The sequence below is a fragment of the Terrimesophilobacter mesophilus genome (assembly GCF_014200375.1).
Lineage (GTDB): Bacteria > Actinomycetota > Actinomycetes > Actinomycetales > Microbacteriaceae > Terrimesophilobacter > Terrimesophilobacter mesophilus.
The window spans coordinates 586,404-603,928 of sequence record NZ_JACHBP010000001.1 but is presented as its reverse complement, the minus strand read 5'-3'; the positions used below and the strand labels follow the sequence as shown (position 1 = coordinate 603,928).

16 protein-coding genes and 2 tRNA genes are annotated in these 17,525 nt (G+C 66.6%); 10 read left to right on the top strand and 8 right to left on the bottom strand.

Going from position 1 to position 17,525, the window contains the following annotated elements:
- Window positions 1-72 precede the first annotated feature (72 nt).
- Window positions 73-3,828, bottom strand: coding sequence for an SCO7613 C-terminal domain-containing membrane protein (locus tag BKA04_RS02940; RefSeq protein WP_104095072.1), 3,756 nt, complete (start codon window positions 3,826-3,828; stop codon window positions 73-75).
- Between the two features lie 72 nt (window positions 3,829-3,900).
- A complete protein-coding gene (locus BKA04_RS02935; RefSeq protein ID WP_104095071.1) occupies window positions 3,901-4,305 on the bottom strand; it encodes an arsenate reductase ArsC in 405 nt (134 codons plus the stop codon).
- Between the two features lie 226 nt (window positions 4,306-4,531).
- On the opposite strand from BKA04_RS02935, the gene BKA04_RS02930 reads away from it, so the two are divergent.
- The gene (locus BKA04_RS02930; RefSeq protein ID WP_104095070.1) at window positions 4,532-4,882 is read left to right on the top strand and encodes an ArsR/SmtB family transcription factor; all 351 of its coding nucleotides are present in this window, start codon (window positions 4,532-4,534) and stop codon (window positions 4,880-4,882) included.
- A gap of 4 nt (window positions 4,883-4,886) precedes the next feature.
- On the opposite strand, the gene BKA04_RS02925 is transcribed toward BKA04_RS02930, so the two are convergent.
- The 3 genes from BKA04_RS02925 to BKA04_RS02915 all read right to left on the bottom strand — a co-directional run bounded on the left by BKA04_RS02925 (window position 4,887) and on the right by BKA04_RS02915 (window position 6,641).
- On the bottom strand, window positions 4,887-5,372 hold the full coding sequence (locus tag BKA04_RS02925; protein ID WP_104095069.1) for a DUF2269 family protein: 486 nt from the start codon (window positions 5,370-5,372) through the stop codon (window positions 4,887-4,889).
- Window positions 5,373-5,445: 73 nt separating this feature from the next.
- Window positions 5,446-6,492, bottom strand: a complete 1,047-nt coding sequence (locus BKA04_RS02920) for a DMT family transporter (protein ID WP_104095068.1) — start codon at window positions 6,490-6,492, stop codon at window positions 5,446-5,448.
- 78 nt (window positions 6,493-6,570) lie between these two features.
- A tRNA-Gly gene (locus BKA04_RS02915) sits at window positions 6,571-6,641 on the bottom strand.
- Window positions 6,642-6,802: 161 nt separating this feature from the next.
- Here BKA04_RS02915 and BKA04_RS02910 point away from each other — a divergent pair.
- The 4 genes from BKA04_RS02910 to BKA04_RS02895 all read left to right on the top strand — a co-directional run bounded on the left by BKA04_RS02910 (window position 6,803) and on the right by BKA04_RS02895 (window position 9,694).
- Window positions 6,803-6,876, top strand: a tRNA-Pro gene (locus BKA04_RS02910).
- Between the two features lie 52 nt (window positions 6,877-6,928).
- Window positions 6,929-8,299 carry a trigger factor gene (tig, locus tag BKA04_RS02905; protein WP_104095067.1) on the top strand — a complete coding sequence of 457 codons (1,371 nt, stop codon included), beginning with the start codon at window positions 6,929-6,931 and terminating at the stop codon, window positions 8,297-8,299.
- Between the two features lie 97 nt (window positions 8,300-8,396).
- Entirely contained in the window at window positions 8,397-9,011 is a 615-nt protein-coding gene (locus tag BKA04_RS02900; protein WP_104095066.1) for an ATP-dependent Clp protease proteolytic subunit, read from the top strand.
- An 11-nt stretch (window positions 9,012-9,022) separates the two neighbouring features.
- Window positions 9,023-9,694 (top strand): ATP-dependent Clp protease proteolytic subunit, encoded by a 672-nt coding sequence (locus tag BKA04_RS02895; protein WP_104095065.1) that lies wholly within the window; start codon window positions 9,023-9,025, stop codon window positions 9,692-9,694.
- A gap of 18 nt (window positions 9,695-9,712) precedes the next feature.
- Here the strand turns inward: BKA04_RS02895 and BKA04_RS02890 are convergent, their stop codons facing one another.
- The 3 genes from BKA04_RS02890 to BKA04_RS02880 all read right to left on the bottom strand — a co-directional run bounded on the left by BKA04_RS02890 (window position 9,713) and on the right by BKA04_RS02880 (window position 11,678).
- Window positions 9,713-10,324, bottom strand: a complete 612-nt coding sequence (locus tag BKA04_RS02890) for a copper resistance CopC family protein (RefSeq protein WP_167309648.1) — start codon at window positions 10,322-10,324, stop codon at window positions 9,713-9,715.
- The gene (locus BKA04_RS02885; RefSeq protein ID WP_104095063.1) at window positions 10,321-11,010 is read right to left on the bottom strand and encodes a YcnI family copper-binding membrane protein; all 690 of its coding nucleotides are present in this window, start codon (window positions 11,008-11,010) and stop codon (window positions 10,321-10,323) included. The genes BKA04_RS02890 and BKA04_RS02885 overlap by 4 nt, the downstream gene beginning before the upstream one ends.
- Before the next feature lie 74 nt (window positions 11,011-11,084).
- Window positions 11,085-11,678, bottom strand: a complete 594-nt coding sequence (locus BKA04_RS02880) for a hypothetical protein (RefSeq protein WP_134542218.1) — start codon at window positions 11,676-11,678, stop codon at window positions 11,085-11,087.
- 169 nt (window positions 11,679-11,847) lie between these two features.
- Between BKA04_RS02880 and clpX the strand changes: the two genes are divergently transcribed.
- From clpX to BKA04_RS02855, 5 genes are all read left to right on the top strand, one after another.
- The gene (gene clpX, locus BKA04_RS02875) at window positions 11,848-13,125 is read left to right on the top strand and encodes an ATP-dependent Clp protease ATP-binding subunit ClpX (protein WP_104095061.1); all 1,278 of its coding nucleotides are present in this window, start codon (window positions 11,848-11,850) and stop codon (window positions 13,123-13,125) included.
- 188 nt (window positions 13,126-13,313) lie between these two features.
- The gene (locus BKA04_RS02870) at window positions 13,314-14,540 is read left to right on the top strand and encodes an ROK family transcriptional regulator (protein WP_104095060.1); all 1,227 of its coding nucleotides are present in this window, start codon (window positions 13,314-13,316) and stop codon (window positions 14,538-14,540) included.
- Entirely contained in the window at window positions 14,530-15,414 is an 885-nt protein-coding gene (locus BKA04_RS02865; RefSeq protein ID WP_104095059.1) for a carbohydrate ABC transporter permease, read from the top strand. The genes BKA04_RS02870 and BKA04_RS02865 overlap by 11 nt, the downstream gene beginning before the upstream one ends.
- Entirely contained in the window at window positions 15,404-16,231 is an 828-nt protein-coding gene (locus tag BKA04_RS02860) for a carbohydrate ABC transporter permease (RefSeq protein WP_104095058.1), read from the top strand. Before BKA04_RS02865 ends, BKA04_RS02860 begins: the two co-directional genes overlap by 11 nt.
- A gap of 31 nt (window positions 16,232-16,262) precedes the next feature.
- On the top strand, window positions 16,263-17,525 hold the full coding sequence (locus BKA04_RS02855) for an ABC transporter substrate-binding protein (protein WP_198413285.1): 1,263 nt from the start codon (window positions 16,263-16,265) through the stop codon (window positions 17,523-17,525).

Sequence of the window (17,525 nt, the reverse complement as noted above, 5' to 3'; positions counted from 1 at the left end):
CGGGGGTAAGACGGTACCCCCATGATAGGGGTGGGGCCGGCACCCCTATAGTCCCCCGTTTGGGGGTCACTTCTAGCGTAAAGCGGCGAATTTGAGCGCGACATCCTTGAGGTTGCGGATTCGTTGCTCGTACCTGGCCGCGAGCACAACTAACAGTGCTCCGCCGGCGCCCAGCCACAGCCACCACGGCAGGAATTCGTATGCCGCGCGCAATTGCGGCAGGAATGTCGCTATGCCGTGGATCAGGACCACCACGACCCCGACGGTGAAGGGCGCCTGAAGTCGTCGCACCACCCCCACGACGATGACGACGATCCCGACGACCCCGAGCCCGACGAGACGCCACAGCGGACGCTCATCCACCGTCGCGATGAGGGATGGAATGAGCAGCACCGCGGTGCCGGGGCCGAGCCACGGCCAGCTCCGCGAAGCGGGCGTCGACGACAGGTGGATGACGCCGGTGGCGAGCAGTGCCAGGGCGATCGGGATGCTCGCGAGTTCGACGGCGTCGAGCGCCTGCAGCTGCGCGCCGGCGATGCCCGCGATCGCGGCGTAGGCGATCGCGACGAACGCCACGAGCCGCGTCAACGGTGGTCCGGAGACCAGGAAGGCGATGACGTGTACGGCGCAGAAGAGGAGGACGAGCGTCAGGGCCCGGATGCCTCCCGTGGCGACATCCGTCATGGCCGGCACCTCGAGGACGAGCACCAGGGTCATGGCGACGAGTCCGAGCGCCTGGCTGGCGATCGCCCGGAGACGGTGGTTGTCGGCGACGCGGTTTCGGGCCTGAAGGAACCCTGCCACGGCGAGGACCAGGAATGCCGCGGCAAGCCACCCATCGCGCTCGAGAGCTTCGGCGGGCAGGTGCGGCGCGCGGCCGGCCGCGATGACGATGACGCCGATCGCGCCGGCGAGGGCACACGCATCCGCGAACCGCCTCCGGATGGTGTCCCCGACGACCGCACTGCCCCCGAGGAGCAGGATCGCACAGACCGCGAAGAGCCAGAGAGCGGAGGCGGTGGTTCCCGTCGCCGCGTTCGCGCCGAGCGGCAGGATGCTCACGAGCAGGCCGCCGAGCGCGATGGACGGGGCGGCGGCGGAATTGCGGGCGGGCGTCTCTCGGCCGGCAGTGAGGGCGATGAGAACCGAGATCACCAGGAGCGCGATCGAGAGGGGCACCACGTAGAACTCGAGGTCGGTGACGCGATCGCCGTTCAACCGCCACCAGAGGCCGGCGGTGGCAAGGGCGAGGGCGAGCCAGCCGAGCTGGTGTCGGGGTGAACCCGAGGAGAAGAGACCGTCGCGATCGACCGCCAGGAGCAGTGCGGCGACGGCGGCGATGATCAGGACCAACCAGGTGAGGCCGTCATCGGTTCGAATCGCGGTGAACACGGCGGGCACGCCGACGAGTGCGACTCCGAGTTCCCGAGTCCAGCGCGGCGTCGTCAATCGGCCGGGCGTCGCGGGCCGCATCGTGGTGATGGTCAGCGAACCGGCGGACGCGAGAACCGCCGCGGTGACGGGAACGACGTGCATCGCGAATTCCGGGAGTGCGAGCAACCGCGCGAAGGCACTCACCGCGAGGTAGAGCGCGGGGGCGACGGCGATCGAGGCGACGATGCGCTCGGCGCGCAGCGGCTGGTTCCGTCGCAGGCCGATCCACAGCGCGAGCGATGCGAGGAGGACGATGGCGATGGCAAGGCTCGTCCCGTATTCGGGGAGCAGGAGCGCCGACCGGCTGGATGCCGGCATCCTCGTGGCCAGGATCGTCGCGATGGGCAGTGCGACGACGGATGCCGAACCCGCCACCCAGAACTCGACGCGACGATCGAGCGCGCTCGCCGCACCATCCGGAATGGCCGCACCGAGCAGGACGACCACCGCAGCGATGGCGGTCAGTGTGAAACGATCCGCGAGCGCGACCTCGAGCCCGAAGTTGCTGTGGAGTGTGAGCTGGTCGGCGACCGACCCGACCGAGAGCAGCGCGAGACCGATTCCGCTGCCGAGGAGCGCTGCCTTGGAGCCGGGCGACTTCACGAGGGACCTGGATGCGATGGTCACGCCGATGACGACGAGCGTGCCGATCCACCAGGTCGACGTGGTGGCCCAGCCTATGCCGTAACCGAGCGACCCGGCGACGATCATCGTGGTGACGAGCACCGGGCGGTAGCGTGCTGCTCCGGCCACTCCTCGGAGGAGGGCGAGTGCGGCGAGACTCGTGACCGCGATGAGCATCCAGGCGGCGAATTCCAGCCAGTGGATGCGCAGCGATGCCACGGCGGTCACGAGGACGAACGCCGCCCACCAGGCCACGAGCGCGGCGCGATCCGGAAACAGGCGCCCGATCCACCAGGCGAGCGCAACGAGCGCGCCGATGACCGCCAGGGTGAGAACCGGCCACGGGATGCCTGGCCCGTGGGCGGTCACGGTGTCGGTCACCTCGAGCTCCCAGGCGTTGCGCACCCCGGTCATGGCCGCCTGCGCTGCGTCGCCGATGGCCATGACTGCGGCGGGAAGCAGGGCGAGACCGGCGATGACCGCTGCCCCGATCGTCGCGGTCGCCGCGACTCTCCGGAATGCTGGGGGAGCAACCCTGCGGAAGGAGAACTCGAGGGCCAGGGCGACGGCGGCAGCGGAGACCGCTGGGACGATCGTGATGGCGTCGGGGTCGCCTTGGCGCACGACCGAGACTCCGATCGCGGATGCGGCGGACATGCCGACGAACACGGCGAACATCTGGCCGAACAGCGTCGACACCGCCGTCGGGGAGTGGACCAGCGCGACGACGTGCATCCCCGCAAGAATCGCCAGACCGGCGAGGCCGATGGCGCTCGCCCACTCGAAGCGCTCGTAGATCCGGACCGAGAGGACCAGTGCCCCCAGAAGCGTGAGCGCGGTCGTCACGAGGATGATGACCCTCTCGGGCAGCATCGGCTCTCCCGCCCGGCGCGCAAGCGGATGGATGAGGCCGGCTGCAACGATCGCCGTCGCGGTGAGGAAGGCGCTGTTGACCCAGGTCACGTGCGGTTCGGCGATCCCGGAGACGAGAACGCCGACGGCGGGTGCGAAGGTCGTGAAGCCCACGATGCTCGCGGTTCGCAGGCTCGACATCCGGTGCCAGACGATGAAGCCGACGGCGGCGAGCAGGAGCGCTGTTCCCCAATACAGGGTGGCATCGGTGGACGCGGTTCCGAAGAGGTTGTTGGCGCGGATGGCCCACACGTCCAGGTAGACGAGCACGACGCCGAAGGCGGCGATGCCCTCGGCGGTCGCGGTGAGTGCGCGTCGGCGCAGGAGTGAGGCGCCGGCGATCGCCGCGATGGTGATGGCCCCGATGATGACGCTGCGCCACACGACGCCGAAGTTGATGAATGCGTAGACGAGGAAGAAGATGGCGGCGACCGAGAGCAGCGACACTCCGACGATGAGCAGTGTGACCTGCACGCTCGAGCGGCGCGGTGCGCTTGCGGCGCCCGCACTCGCGGCGGGTAGCACGGCAGCGGGCTCGCGTATCGAAACCACCGGCTCGGAAATCACGGGAGCTGCCGGTTCCGCGGCGGGAACCGACGACTGGGCCCTCGCCGCGTCGTAGCGCATCTTCCCGATGATGGCGAGGCGCTCATCGAGTGTGCGGGCGGCCGCCACCGACCTGTCGTACAGTTTCGCCGCATCCGGATGCCCGAGATCGAGGCCGCAGGCGGAGCAGACCGTGCTCTTCAGGGTTGCAAAGCATGCCGGGCAATTGCTCGTGCTCAGGAGGTCTGAGGGAGTGCGCGGGAAGGCGACGCGCCCCGCATACGCGCTGTAGTCGATACCGTCATCGGCCATGGTGCGGTTCCCCCCGGGGTCGGTGTCAGTTCACATTATCGGGTGACTGGCTCCCGCCCCTCGCCCATCGGGCTACCGTGCCGCGTCGAGCTCTTCGAGCAGTCGCGAGACTCGTGCCTCGATCTCGTCCCGGATCGGTCGCACCTGCTCGAGGTCGAGTCCCGCCGGGTCGTCCAGTTCCCAGTCCTCGTAGCGTTTGCCGGGGAACACGGGGCAGGCGTCGCCGCAGCCCATGGTGATCACGACATCCGCTTCGCGCACGGCGTCGGTGGTGAGAATGGCGGGCCGATTGCCGGCGATGTCGATGCCCTTCTCCGACATCGCCGCGACAGCGACCTGGTTGATCGCGTCTGCGGGCTCGCTGCCGGCCGAGTACACCCGAACCCGGCCGCCGCCAAGGGCCTGCAGGTATCCGGCCGCCATCTGCGAGCGGCCTGCATTGTGAACGCACACGAAAAGCACACTGGGAGTTGTCATGGTGGCGACCCTTTCGTCGAATTCGATTGAGGATGCGGTCGCCGCGACGGGTGCCGCGGCGACCGGCCAGCGTTCAGCAGCAGCCAGTGCCGCAGAGCTCGGGCGGACAGGTCAGCGGATCGCAGCAGTCCTCGTCCATGGTGCACCTCCTCCATCGATCATTGTCGATGGATGAAGTCTCCGGCAATTCATCGATGATTGTCAATATATGTGCGAGAATTTCTGCATGACGTTGACCGAGCTGCTTCCGATCCGTGACCTGCAGTCCTGCTGCGCGCCCATCACACGCGAACCGTTGTCGGTGCTCAATGCGGAGAGCCTGGCTGTCTCGCTCAAGGCGCTCGCGGACCCGGCGCGGCTGCGCATCCTCTCGATGGTCGCCGCTCACGCCGATAAGGAGGCCTGCGTCTGCGACCTCACCGAGCCACTCGGTCTCTCGCAGCCGACGGTGTCGCATCACCTGAAGGTGCTCGTGGACGCCGGATACCTCACGCGCTCGAAGCGCGGCACGTGGGCGTACTTCGCCATCGTTCCGGGTTCGCTCGACTCCGTGGCGGGTTTGCTCGCCACGGTGTGACCGATCAGGCGGGTCGCGCCACCATGAGCCAGATGATGACGGCGAGCCCGACCCCGCCGATGAGGGCGAGGGCGGTGGGTCGCCAGGATGTCGGAAGCGTCTCCAGCAGCCCCTCCGTCACCGCGGCCTCGGCCTTCGCCTGGGCCGATTTCGGGATGCGGGCGCCGGTGAGCGCGCGGATGCCCTTGTAGTACGGCGACGCGATGCCGTACATCGCTCCCATGAGGAGTACGAGCAGCACGATCGACACCCAGAGCCACCAGGTGCCCCACGCGTGGGTCGTGAAGCCGAGGACGATGCCGGCGACGACGAGCACGATCAGTCCGATGTACATGAAGGTGATGCCCCACGATGAGACGTCGAGCAGGGCGGCGATGCGCTCCCGCGAGGTCTCCTTTCGAAGGCGGAACGCGACGGCGATGGACGCGCCGTGCCCGAGCACGAAGGCGAAGGATCCGATCAGGTGCAGGAAGATCAGCGTGGTGTACATCGGCCCAGATTAGTGGGTTGGTGACCTGCCGTCACCTGTTGGGCCGAGGCCGCGGATGCCGGGAGCGGGCGGCTCAGTGACGGTGCCGGTGGTGTGCATCCGGGTAGTGCTCGTGCGAGTGCGTGAGCTCCTCGTGAGCGTGTTCGTGACGGTGCCACGCTCCGACGGCCGGAACCTCGCCGTCGGCATGGTCGTGCTGGTGATGTTCGTCGTGCGTGTGCCAGTGGTCGTGCACCATCGGCTCGTGGGTGTGCAGGTGTTCGTGGCGCTCGCTGAGGTGCAGCCAGACGCCGACGGCCATGAGGATGGCGGCGACGGCGAGCGGCCAGGTGACCGGCTCGCCCATCGCCAGGGCGATGATGGCGCCGAAGAACGGGGCGACCGAGAAGTAGGCGCCGGTGCGTGCGGTGCCGATGTGCCGCATCCCGACGATGAACAGGGCGAGCGAGACGCCGTAGGCGAACAGCCCGACGAGCATCGACCCGGCGATCGCCCAGGCGTTCGGCAGGGTGGCGCCCAGCGCGAAGGCGAGGGCGAGGTTGACCGGGCCGGCCACGCCGCCCTTGACGGCGGCGAGCCAGGTGGCGTCGTTGAGTGCGACCTTGCGGGTGAGGTTGTTGTCGAGGCCCCAGCACAGGCAGGCGCCGAGGATGGCGAGTGCAGGCCACGGCGAGCCGAGGTTCGCCCCGGATGGCACGCTCAGCACGACCGCGCCGGCGACGATCGCCACCATACCGAGGGCGATGCGGCGATCGAAGTTCTCCCGGAACACGAACCAGGCGAGCGTAGCGGTGAACACTGCTTCGGCGTTGAGCAGCAGGGAGGCCCCGGATGCCGGCATGTTCGCGAGGCCGACCATGAGGAGCACGGGTGCGACGAGCCCGCCGAAGAACACCGCTCCGATGAGGGGCGGCAGTTCGGTGCGGGCGATCCTCACCCGGGGTGCGCGTCGCACGAGCCGCCACACGGCGAGTCCGAGCCCCGAGCCGGTGTAGAGCAGCCCGGCGAGCATCCACGGGCTGACGTCGCCGAGGAGCAGCTTCGCAAAGGGGGTGCCGGCCCCGAACAGGATCGCGGAGGCGAGCGCGGCCTGAACTCCGACGTTGCGCAGACTTCGCATGCGGAAACTCCTTCTCGTTACCCATCCAGTATCAGGGCATCGGGGGAGCGCTTGGTCGACGAGAAACTCTGAGCGCGGAGGGGATGACGAGAATCGAACTCGCGTAATCAGTTTGGAAGACTGAGGCTCTACCATTGAGCTACATCCCCGCGGATGCCGGCAAGCGCCGACAACGCGCTGCAATCCTAATACAGAAGACCCGGCGGCCAGGCCATCCCTGCGGTTCGCCTGCCAGAACTCGGCTAGACTTGCTGAGGCCAATTTCTGGGCGCGCCCGCGTCATCCGATTCCCTGGCCGACATCCTTCCTTCGGGGCGTAGCTCAGCTTGGTAGAGCGCCCGCTTTGGGAGCGGGAGGTCGCAGGTTCAACTCCTGTCGCCCCGACACATATCCCAGATCAGCATCGAGAACCACCTAACCAGGAGAAATCGAAACCGTGAAGACCACCGTCGACCGCCTGAGCCCCACCCGCGTCAAGTTGACCATCTCGGTCACTCCGGAGGAGCTGAAGCCGAGCGTCGATCACGCCTACAAGCACATCGCCGAGCAGGTCAACATCCCGGGCTTCCGCAAGGGCAAGGTTCCTGCGCCGATCATCGACCAGCGCGTCGGTCGCGAAGAGGTTCTCAATCACGCGGTGAGCGATGGTCTCGACCGGTTCTACCGGGAAGCGGCGGACGAGGCGAAGGTTCGCCCGCTCGGCCGCCCGAGCGCCGACGTCGTCGAGCTTCCGAACCTCAAAGACTTCAGCGGGGACCTTCTCATCACGGTCGAGGTGGACGTCCGCCCCGATTTCACCCTGCCCGAGCTCGAGGGGTTGAAGCTCACGGTCGACGCCGTCGAGGTGACGGATGACGAGGTCGAGCAGGAGCTGCAGGGTCTCCTCAGCCGCTTCGGCACGCTCGTCACCGTCGACCGGCCCGCGGCCAACGGCGACTTCGTCCAGATCGACCTGCTCGCCACCATCGCCGGCGAAGAGGTCGACACCGCGAGCGGCATCTCCTACGAGGTCGGAAGCGGCGAGTTGATCGACGGTATCGACGAGGCACTCGACGGGCTGAGCGCTGGAGAGGACACGACGTTCGAGGCACCGCTCATGGGTGGAGACCACGAGGGTGAGGCGGCCCAGATCGCCATCCACCTCACGGCGGTCAAGGAGCGCGAACTCCCTCCCGCCGACGACGACTTCGCCCAGATCGCGAGCCAGTTCGACACGATCGACGAGCTCAAGGTCGATATCCGCGAGCAGATCGGTCGCTCCAAGGTCTTCGGCCAGGGCGCGCAGGCCCGCGACCAGATCGTCGACAAGCTCCTCGAGTCGGTCGACATCCCCGTGCCGCCGCAGCTCGTCGAGGACGAGGTGCACCGCCACCTCGAGAACGAGCAGCGTCTCGAGGACGACGTGCACCGTGCAGAGGTCACCGAGTCCAGCGAGAAGACGTTCCGCAGTCAGATCCTTCTCGATGCGATCGTCGAGGCCGAAGAGGTCAAGGTCAGCCAGGACGAGCTCACGCAGTACCTCATGCAGGGCGCCGCCCAATACCAGATGGAGCCGGGCGAGTTCATCAAGGTCCTCGACGAGAACGGCCAGATCCCGAGCATGATCGGCGAGGTCGCGCGCGGAAAGGCTCTCGCGGCCGTCCTCGCAAAGGCGAATGTGAAGGACTCCAACGGCGAGGATGTCGACCTCACCGCGTTCACGGCGCCCTCCGGTGGGAACGACGGAGACTTCGTGTCAGCGGACGGGCTCACCGACGGCCACGGTCGCACCGCAGCGGACGAACACTTCGGGCACGACCACCAGTAGCCCGCGCGGCGCTTAGCCGAGGGCGAACAGGGCAGTTCAGGTTGCCGCGCTCCGATAGATTCGATTCACAGCGACAACGGAAACGGAGCTCGACAGCATGGCCCAACCGGCACTGGTCAGCAGCATCTTCGACCAACTTCTCAACGACCGCATCATCTGGCTCGGGTCGGAGGTGCGTGACGACAACGCGAACGAGATCTGCGCGAAGATCCTGCTGCTCGCCGCGGAGGACTCCAAGCGCGACATCTACCTCTACATCAACTCTCCAGGGGGTTCCATCACGGCGGGGATGGCGATCTACGACACCATGAAGTTCGTCCCGAATGACATAGTCACGGTGGGCATCGGCATGGCGGCGTCCATGGGCCAGTTCCTCCTCTCCTCGGGGACGAAGGGCAAGCGCTACATCACCCCCAACGCCCGCGTGCTCCTGCACCAGCCGTCCGGCGGGTTCGGCGGCACGGCGGCCGACATCCAGACGCAGGCCAAGGTCATCCTCGACATGAAGAAGCGGATGGCGGAGCTCACGGCAGAACAGACCGGCAAGACGGTCGACCAGATCATCGAAGACGGCGACCGGGACAACTGGTTCACCGCGCAGGAGGCGCTCGAGTACGGATTCGTCGACCACCTCCGCGAGTTCGCGACGGATGTCGTGGGCGGCGGCGGCACGGACGACCCCAGCGGCTCCAACGACTCGGCGAAGAAGTAGGGACAGGACTCATGGAATTCACGAACCTCAACGCGAGCGGAATCGCCCGTCCCGGCGCGGAGTCGCGTTACATCCTCCCCACCTTCGAGGAGCGCACGGCATACGGCTACAAGCGGCAGGACCCCTACGCGAAGCTGTTCGAGGACCGCATCGTGTTCCTCGGCGTGCAGATCGACGACGCCTCAGCGGATGACGTCATGGCCCAGCTTCTCGTGCTCGAGAGCCAGGACCCCGACCGCGACATCGTCATGTACATCAACTCTCCCGGCGGATCGTTCACCGCGATGACGGCGATCTACGACACGATGCAGTATGTCCGTCCGCAGATCCAGACGGTGTGTCTCGGCCAGGCGGCCTCCGCCGCGGCCGTGCTTCTCGCCGCCGGCGCACCGGGCAAGCGTCTCGCGCTGCCGAACGCGCGCATCCTCATCCACCAGCCGGCGACCGGCGATGCCGGCCACGGCCAGGCCTCGGACATCGAGATCCAGGCGCGCGAGATCCAGCGGATGCGTACCTGGCTTGAGGAGACCATCTCCAGCCACTCGAACCGCACCCCGGAGCAGGTCAACAAGGACATCGACCGCGACAACATCCTGAGCGCGGCCGAAGCCCTCGAATACGGCCTCATCGACCAGGTGCTCACGAGCCGGAAGACCGCGCCAGCGGCGATCACCGCGAAGTAGGCCGGGGAGTCACGGGAACTACGCGGCCGGCGGCGCCTTCCGCGGCCGCAGCAGCATGAGCGTTGCGACGATCGCGAGTGCGACCGCGACGACCGCTCCACCGATCCACAGGATGTCTGCAGACGAGTTGTCGGCCGGAGGCGCCGTGCTGTCGGGGATGCCCACTGCGGTGCCGTGGCAGTTCGGCACCGTCGAGGAGCCCGTGGTAGAGGTTTCAGCATCCGGCGCCGGCTGCCAGGTGAAGTGGAACGAATCGGACACCGTATGGCCGTCCGTCGACACGACCTGCCAGGCGAGCGTGTACTCGCCCGCAGGGCCGAGTGCAGCCGGCATGGACACGGAGGCCCCGTTCACCGTGACGCAGCCATCACCGTAGTAGAGACCGTCCGGCCCCTTGACCTCGATGAAGAAGCCGCCTCCCGTCCCGTTCAGGTCGAGAAGGTTGTCATTGGTCGTGACCGTGAACTCGTCGGGCAGGGTCGTGACCACCTCGTTGATCGCCGGCGTCGACGACACGTAGTAGTTGTGCGCTGCGGCCGGGGCAGCGATCGCGAACGCGGCGACGAGGGCGAGCGCGGCGCCAACCCCCAGGAACGCTCCGGCCCGTGCGGCCCATGTTGGCGCTCTCACACCGACTCCTTCCTGCGCAGTGCGGCGATCGCCGCGACGATGCCGATGGTGCCGACGACGAGTCCGCCGATGCCGAGACTGCGCGCCAGCGTATCGGCGGACCCGGATGCCGAATCGGCGTGGCCGTCAACGTCGCTCGCATCCGAGTGATGATCTCCTGCCGGCGCGTCATTGACGAATAGGACAGGCGCCGGATGCTCCGCGCCGCTGCCCGTCTGGGACCACGACACGACCGTCCCATCGCTGTACGTCTGATCGGCGGGCATCACGATGGACCCGGTGTCCGGCACCGGACCGAGCGACACGGGGAAGACCTGCAGCTGTCCGGCTCTGATCTCGCTTCCGGGCGACGCCGTCCAGACGACCTTCGTCACGGCCTCGGTGATTGTGTTGTCGCCGACGGTGACCGGCGACGGAAGCGTCGTGCGGACGAGCTCTGCCGTCCACCCGGACACCGGCACGTAACTGACGCTGAGGAATGGTGTATCGGTCGGCAGCGAGAGCTCGACCTTGTTGGTCACGGCGGATGCCGACTCGTTCGGCACCTTGATGTCGATGAGGGCGTACGAACCGGCGGATGCCGTGTTCGGGCTGACCGTGACGTGGGCGGATGCGGCGACGGGTGTTGCGATGGCCAGAATCAGTGCCGCGCCGGCGGCGGTGACGATGGCGGAAGTGCGGTTCATAGAGGTCCTTTCGGCCATGCCATTGGCATGCGAGCGACGAAGAAATGGGTGCGCGGGTGCGCGATGAGCGGTGATCAGATGGCGAGTGCCGTCGGCGGGCCGCGATAGCGGAGTCCGGACTGGACCGCGCGTTGGTGCTGGGGGATCGTGCGGCGGACCCGCGAAGGGAGGAGTCTTGCCGGTGTGCTCGCGAGCGGGACATCCGCCGACTGCGGAAGCAGCGAGAGCGCAAATCTCCTGGTGGCCTCAAGCGTCGCCAGAACGCTTCGCTCGCCGAACGCGAGTACCAGGAAGGTGACGAACGCCGCCACGACGTGTGCGAAGAGCATGTCGCCTGACGAGTGCACGTGGGCCGGGATCGCCCCGAAGTCTATCGAAGCAGTGTGCACGTGCCCGATGGTCCCCGCGGAAGCGACCGTCGAGGAACCCAGCGAGCCGAAGATCCCGTGGTACATGGCCTGGCTCGCGACGATGGATGCTGCGAGACGCACCCGAGGCATCCGGTGCCCGGCGAGGGCGGTGCACACGATGATGGAGAAGGTGAGGCAGAGGGAGATGCCGGCCACTCCGGGGAGGCTGCCCCCAGCGACGGAGTGCGAGAACGCGGCGACGAAGAGGGAGACCACTGCGGCCACGGATCCGCGGGCAACTCTCGCCCACCGTGTCATCGCGTCACCCCTGGATTCTGCTCGCCGTGGATACTCCCATTGTAGGCGGCACGCCGAAGCCCGAAATGGTCATGTTGCAGCGACTGTCTGTGTACCGGGTTAGGCTCGTAGCTGCACGGTATTCGGCGCTAACGACCACGGAAACGGGTCGACACCAAGGGAGGCGAGCATGGCACGCATTGGCGAGAGCGCAGACCTGCTCAAGTGTTCGTTCTGCGGCAAGAGCCAGAAACAGGTTCAGCAGCTCATCGCGGGGCCCGGCGTCTACATCTGCGACGAGTGCGTCGAGTTGTGCAACGAGATCATCGAGGAACGCCTCGCCGAGTCGGGCGAGGAGGCGGCGAGCGAGTTCGAGCTGCCGAAGCCCAAGGAGATCTACGCTTTCCTCGAAGAGTACGTCATCGGCCAGGAGCAGGCCAAGCGCGCACTGTCGGTGGCCGTGTACAACCACTACAAGCGGGTCCGCGCCGAGAAGACGATCATGCCGGCCGAGGCAGTGGGCGATGACGTCGAGATCGCGAAGTCCAACATCCTGCTCATCGGGCCGACCGGATGCGGCAAGACCTATCTCGCCCAGACGCTCGCACGTCGGCTGAACGTGCCGTTCGCGGTGGCGGATGCGACGGCCCTCACCGAGGCGGGCTACGTCGGCGAGGACGTCGAGAACATCCTCCTCAAGCTCATCCAGGCCGCCGACTACGACGTCAAGCGCGCCGAGACCGGGATCATCTACATCGACGAGATCGACAAGATCGCCCGCAAGGCCGAGAACCCGTCGATCACCCGCGACGTCTCGGGGGAGGGCGTGCAGCAGGCGCTCCTGAAGATCCTCGAGGGAACGGTGGCATCCGTGCCCCCGCAGGGCGGGCGCAAGCATCCGCACCAGGAGTTCATCCAGATCGACACGACGAACGTGTTGTTCATCGTCGCTGGCGCTTTCGCCGGGCTCGAGGAGATCATCTCCCACCGCGCGGGCAAGAAGGGCATCGGGTTCGGTGCCCCCCTGCACATCAAGGGCGACGAGGTCAACCTGTTCAGCGAGGTGCTCCCGGAGGATCTCCACAAGTTCGGGCTCATCCCCGAGTTCATCGGCCGTCTCCCGGTCGTCGCGACGGTCACGCCGCTCGACCAGGTCGCGCTCATGGAGATTCTCACCGTCCCGAAGAACGCGCTCATGCGCCAGTACCAGCGGATGTTCGAGATCGACGGCGTGAAGCTGGAGTTCGAAGCGGATGCCCTCGAGGCGATCGCCGACCTGGCCGTGCTGCGGCAGAGCGGTGCCCGCGGGCTGCGGGCGATCATGGAAGAGGTGCTCGGCCCGATCATGTTCGAGGTCCCGTCGAACGATGACGTGGACCGGGTGATCGTGACGAAGCAGTCGGTCATCGAGAACGCTGCTCCGACGATCGTTCCGCGCAAGCCCGAGCGCCGCGAGAAGTCCGCGTAGCAGCGACTCTCGTTCCCTGAGTAGCGCGCGTCTCGAAGGGGACCATCCGCGTGCTCCCTTCCTCACGCCAGCGTCGCCCACCCCTCAGGTAGCGGTACTTCCCTCGATCTCACCCTTGACATTCTTCGCTACTTACTTCTAGAGTTCCTTTAGTTCTAAACAAAGTTGTTCCCGAACCAAGGACCCCCATGGCGACTCGCTCGACCGGCCGCACCGATGTCACTCGGTCTGCGATCCTCGCGCGGCTCGGTGCGCAGGGACCCGCGTCCCGCGCCGACCTCGCGCGAGCCCTCGACGTGAGCCCCGCCCTCATCACGCAACTCGTCAAGGAGCTCATCGCCGATGGCCTGGTCGATGAGCGCGAGCATTCGCCATCGCAGGGCGGCCGTCCCGCCAGAAGGCTCGGCCTCGTCTCGTCAGCCGGCCATGCGGTCGGGCTCAAGATCGCACCCGACCACCTCGCGTTCGTCGAGGTCGAGCTCGATGGAACCGTGATCCGCTCGGCACAGGAACCCTTCGATGCGTCATCGGCGACCCTTCTCGAAGGACTCGGCCATGCGGTCGAGGGCTTCATCGACGGCGGCAGCGGTGTTCCCATCCTGGGCATCGGAGTGGCGATCCCCGGCACGGTCGACGCGCAGGGCAGCGGGATCGTCGACTCATACCAGCTGGACTGGAACGACATGCCGATCGGCCCGACACTGCGCAGGATGCTGGGGCTTCCCGTTCTGGTCGAGAACAACGTCAATGCTCTCGCCATGGCGGAGCGGCTCTTCGGCATCGGCCGCAATCACGCGACCTTTCTCACCCTCACGATCGGCACCGGCGTCGGGCTCGGGCTCGTCATGGACGGCGTCGTCCTCAGGGGCGGCTCGGGGGGAGCCGGTGAGATCGGACACGTCCCGCTCGTGGCGGACGGCGTCCTCTGCAGCTGCGGGAACCACGGATGCCTCGAGACCGTGATCGGCCAGGCCAGCCTCGAACGTCGCGCACGGGACGCCGCGGTCATCCCTCAGCGCGCCGGCATCGCCGCGCTCACACGGGCGGCCGACGATGGCGACGGGCGTGCGCAGGAGATCTTCAGTGATGCGGGGCGCGTCCTCGCCCGCGTACTCGCGGGCGTCGTACAGGTGTTCGACCCCGAGTCCGTCATCGTCCTCGGTGAAGGAACCGCCGCCTGGAAGCACTGGGCCTCAGGATTCGAGCCCGAGTTCAGGGCCACCCTTCTTCCCTCGCGTCGCGGCGTCCCCGTCGAGGTCGAGACCTGGACCGATGAAAGCTGGGCGCAGGGTGCCGCGGCTCTCGTGCTGTCCACCCCCTTCGATGCCGTGGGTCTTGCCGGCGAGCAGGGGCGCCTCGTGAGGTCCAGGCTCTCCGTGGTCCCCAAGCCGGGAGTGCAGAGCCATGGTCGGTGATCGCGGCTGGAAGAAGGTCGGACTGGTCGCTCTGTTCCTCCTGCCTGCACTGATCCCGCTCCTGGTCTTCCGCATCTTTCCGATGCTCGCCTCGCTCTGGGTGAGCATGACCAAGTGGAACCTCCTGCGGCCGCCGGAGTACCTCGGAATCGAAAACTACGTCGAGGTCCTCACGGATGCCAAATTCCACAAGGCGCTCCTGAACACCCTCTACTACATGGTGGGCTACCTCCCGCTCGTCCTCGTGGGGGCGATCGCCATCGCCGTGCTCCTGAACAGCAAGCTCAAGGGCGCGACGTTCTTCCGGGGCATCTACTTCCTGCCGGTCGTCACAAGCTGGGTCGTCGTCGCGCTGCTCTGGAAGTGGCTCCTGAGCCCGCAGGGCGGAATGGTCAACTACGTGCTCGGACTCGTGGGGATCGACGGCCCTGGCTGGTGGACGGATCCGAACTGGGCGATGCCCTCGATCATCATCGCCTCGGTCTGGAAGGACCTCGGCTTCAACATGTTGATTCTTCTTGCCGGACTGCAGAGCATCCCCGACCACCTGTACGAGGCCGCGACGATCGACGGCGCGACCCGCTGGGAGAAACTCCGGTACGTCACCCTCCCGCTGCTGACCCCGTCGATCCTGTTCGCCATGATCCTCGCGATGATCGGCGCGTTCCAGGTCTTCGACCAGGTCTGGGTCATGACGGAGGGCGGCCCGGCCGGCGCCACGACGGTCGTCATGGAGCAGGTCGTCAAGAATGCCTTCAAGTACGGGCTCATGGGTGAGGCCTCCGCGATGAGCTGGGTGCTCTTCGCGATCATCCTCCTGTTCACGGTCTTCCAGCTGAGATTCCAGAAGCGGTGGGTGCACTATGGGGACTGAATCGAAGGCCGCGGTCTGGACGCGCACGATCGTCATCGCGGCGGGCGGCCTCGTCTTCCTGTTCCCGTTCGTGTGGATGGTGTCGACCTCGCTCACGACGGCGGGCGAACTGTTCAAGCTGCCGCCGCAGCTCATCCCCAACCCGGTCGACGGCGCGGCCTACGAGCGTCTGTTCACCGAGGTCCCCATCGTGCGCTGGGTGCTCAACAGCGTGGGCGTGTCCCTCGCGGTCACGTTCCTGCAGGTGCTCAGCAGCGCGATGGCCGCCTACGCCTTCACTCGCCTGACCTTCCGCGGGCGCAACGCGATCTTCGTCCTCTTCCTCGCCACCCTCATGGTCCCCTTCCAGGTCATGGTCGTCCCCCTCTTCATCGAGTTGAGGTACATGGGGATGCTCGACTCCTACTGGGGCCTCATCATCCCCGAGATGGCGATGCCGTTCGGGGTCTTCCTGCTGCGCCAGGCCTTCCTCGGCCTCCCGCGCGAGCTGGAGGAGGCTGCGTTCATGGACGGCGCCGGCCACATCCGCAACTTCTTCACCCTCGTCCTCCCGCTGTCGAAGCCGGCGATCGCGACGGTCGCCGTCTTCTCCTTCATGGGCTCCTGGAACAACTTCCTGTGGCCCCTCATCATCATCAACTCCCCGGATTTGATGACGCTGCCCCTTGGTCTCTCCAGCCTCTCCAGCCGGTTCGTCACCGACTGGAACCTCGTGCTGGCGGGAGCGACGATCTCTGTTCTGCCGATCGTCGCTGTATTTCTGTTTGCGCAACGCTACGTCCTCCAAGGCGTTGCCATGTCGGGGCTCAAAGGCTGAGCCCTTCATCGAGAGAGGAACAATCGCAATCATGCACATCACCAAACCCGCAGCTCGCTGGCGGATGGCGGGAGTCGGCATTCTCGCGACCACCGCACTGCTGCTCGCCGGATGCTCGGCCGGTCCCGCTGAAAGCGACGGCCCGGTCACCATCGAGTTCTTCAACTTCACCGCCGGCGCCGATCACGAAGCCCAGCTGCAGAGGATCGTCGACGCGTTCGAGGATGAGAACCCGAACATCACCGTCAAGGTGCAGAACGCACCGTATGAGGACTACTTCACGTCTCTCAAGACCAGGATCGCCGGAAACACCGCACCGGACACGTTCGAGTTGAACTACGAGAACTTCGTGTCCTTCGCCTCCTCCGGCGCGCTGCTGGACCTGGAGACCGCCGCTCCCGACGCGATCGACAAGAGCGTCTACTTCCCGAAGGCCTACGACGCCTTCAACTTCGATGGGGTGCAGCTCGGACTTCCCGAGAGCTTCTCCGTCGTCGTTCTCATCTACAACAAGGATCTCTTCGACGCGGCGGGGCTCGACTACCCGACCGCCGACTGGACCTGGGCCGATGAGAAGGCCGCGGCGGAGAAGCTCACGAACGCGGGAGCCGGCGTCTTCGGCGAATACCAGCCCGTGCAGTTCTTCGAGTTCTACAAGTCCCTCGCCCAGAGCGGCGGTGAGTTCTTCAACGACGACATGACGAAGGCGACCTTCAACAGCGAGGCCGGCATCGCCGCAGCGCACCACCTGGTCGACAAGGTCGGCAACACCATGCCGAACGAGGCCCAGATGGGCGGTATCGGCGATGACGTGCTCTTCCAGCAGGGAAAGATCGCCATGTGGCACAACGGGATCTGGCAGTTCAACAATCTGCTCGACATCCCGAGCAAGTGGGACGTCGTCGTCGAGCCGGGCAACACCCAGCACGCTTCGCACTTCTTCGCCAACGCCGGTGTCGCATCCGCGAGCACCAAGCACCCGGTGGAGTCGGCCAAGTGGCTTCAGTACCTCGCCTCCTCGGACCTGACGGTGGACATCCGCCTCAACGAGGACTGGGAGCTTCCGGCGGTCGCCGACAAGGCGCTGCTCGAGCCCTACCTGTCGATCACGCCGCCGGAGAACCGTCAGGCCGTGTTCGACTCCCTGGACTCGGTCGTCGTGCCTCCGGTCATCGAGCGCCAGCAGGAGCTGCAGGACATCGTGACCCTGTACCTGCAGAAGGCAGTGCTCGGTGAGTTGTCGGTCGAGGATGCCCTGAACCAGGCCGTCCAAGAAGTCAACGCGCTGCTCTAG

Bases quoted from the DNA above. Each gene is read 5' to 3' on its own strand.
- BKA04_RS02940 (WP_104095072.1), bottom strand. From the start codon at position 3,828: ATGGCCGATGACGGTATCGACTACAGCGCGTATGCGGGGCGCGTCGCC.
- BKA04_RS02935 (WP_104095071.1), bottom strand. From the start codon at position 4,305: ATGACAACTCCCAGTGTGCTTTTCGTGTGCGTTCACAATGCAGGCCGC.
- BKA04_RS02930 (WP_104095070.1), top strand. From the start codon at position 4,532: ATGACGTTGACCGAGCTGCTTCCGATCCGTGACCTGCAGTCCTGCTGC.
- BKA04_RS02925 (WP_104095069.1), bottom strand. From the start codon at position 5,372: ATGTACACCACGCTGATCTTCCTGCACCTGATCGGATCCTTCGCCTTC.
- BKA04_RS02920 (WP_104095068.1), bottom strand. From the start codon at position 6,492: ATGCGAAGTCTGCGCAACGTCGGAGTTCAGGCCGCGCTCGCCTCCGCG.
- BKA04_RS02900 (WP_104095066.1), top strand. From the start codon at position 8,397: ATGGCCCAACCGGCACTGGTCAGCAGCATCTTCGACCAACTTCTCAAC.
- BKA04_RS02895 (WP_104095065.1), top strand. From the start codon at position 9,023: ATGGAATTCACGAACCTCAACGCGAGCGGAATCGCCCGTCCCGGCGCG.
- BKA04_RS02885 (WP_104095063.1), bottom strand. From the start codon at position 11,010: ATGAACCGCACTTCCGCCATCGTCACCGCCGCCGGCGCGGCACTGATT.
- BKA04_RS02880 (WP_134542218.1), bottom strand. From the start codon at position 11,678: ATGACACGGTGGGCGAGAGTTGCCCGCGGATCCGTGGCCGCAGTGGTC.
- clpX (WP_104095061.1), top strand. From the start codon at position 11,848: ATGGCACGCATTGGCGAGAGCGCAGACCTGCTCAAGTGTTCGTTCTGC.
- BKA04_RS02870 (WP_104095060.1), top strand. From the start codon at position 13,314: ATGGCGACTCGCTCGACCGGCCGCACCGATGTCACTCGGTCTGCGATC.
- BKA04_RS02865 (WP_104095059.1), top strand. From the start codon at position 14,530: ATGGTCGGTGATCGCGGCTGGAAGAAGGTCGGACTGGTCGCTCTGTTC.
- BKA04_RS02860 (WP_104095058.1), top strand. From the start codon at position 15,404: ATGGGGACTGAATCGAAGGCCGCGGTCTGGACGCGCACGATCGTCATC.
- BKA04_RS02855 (WP_198413285.1), top strand. From the start codon at position 16,263: ATGCACATCACCAAACCCGCAGCTCGCTGGCGGATGGCGGGAGTCGGC.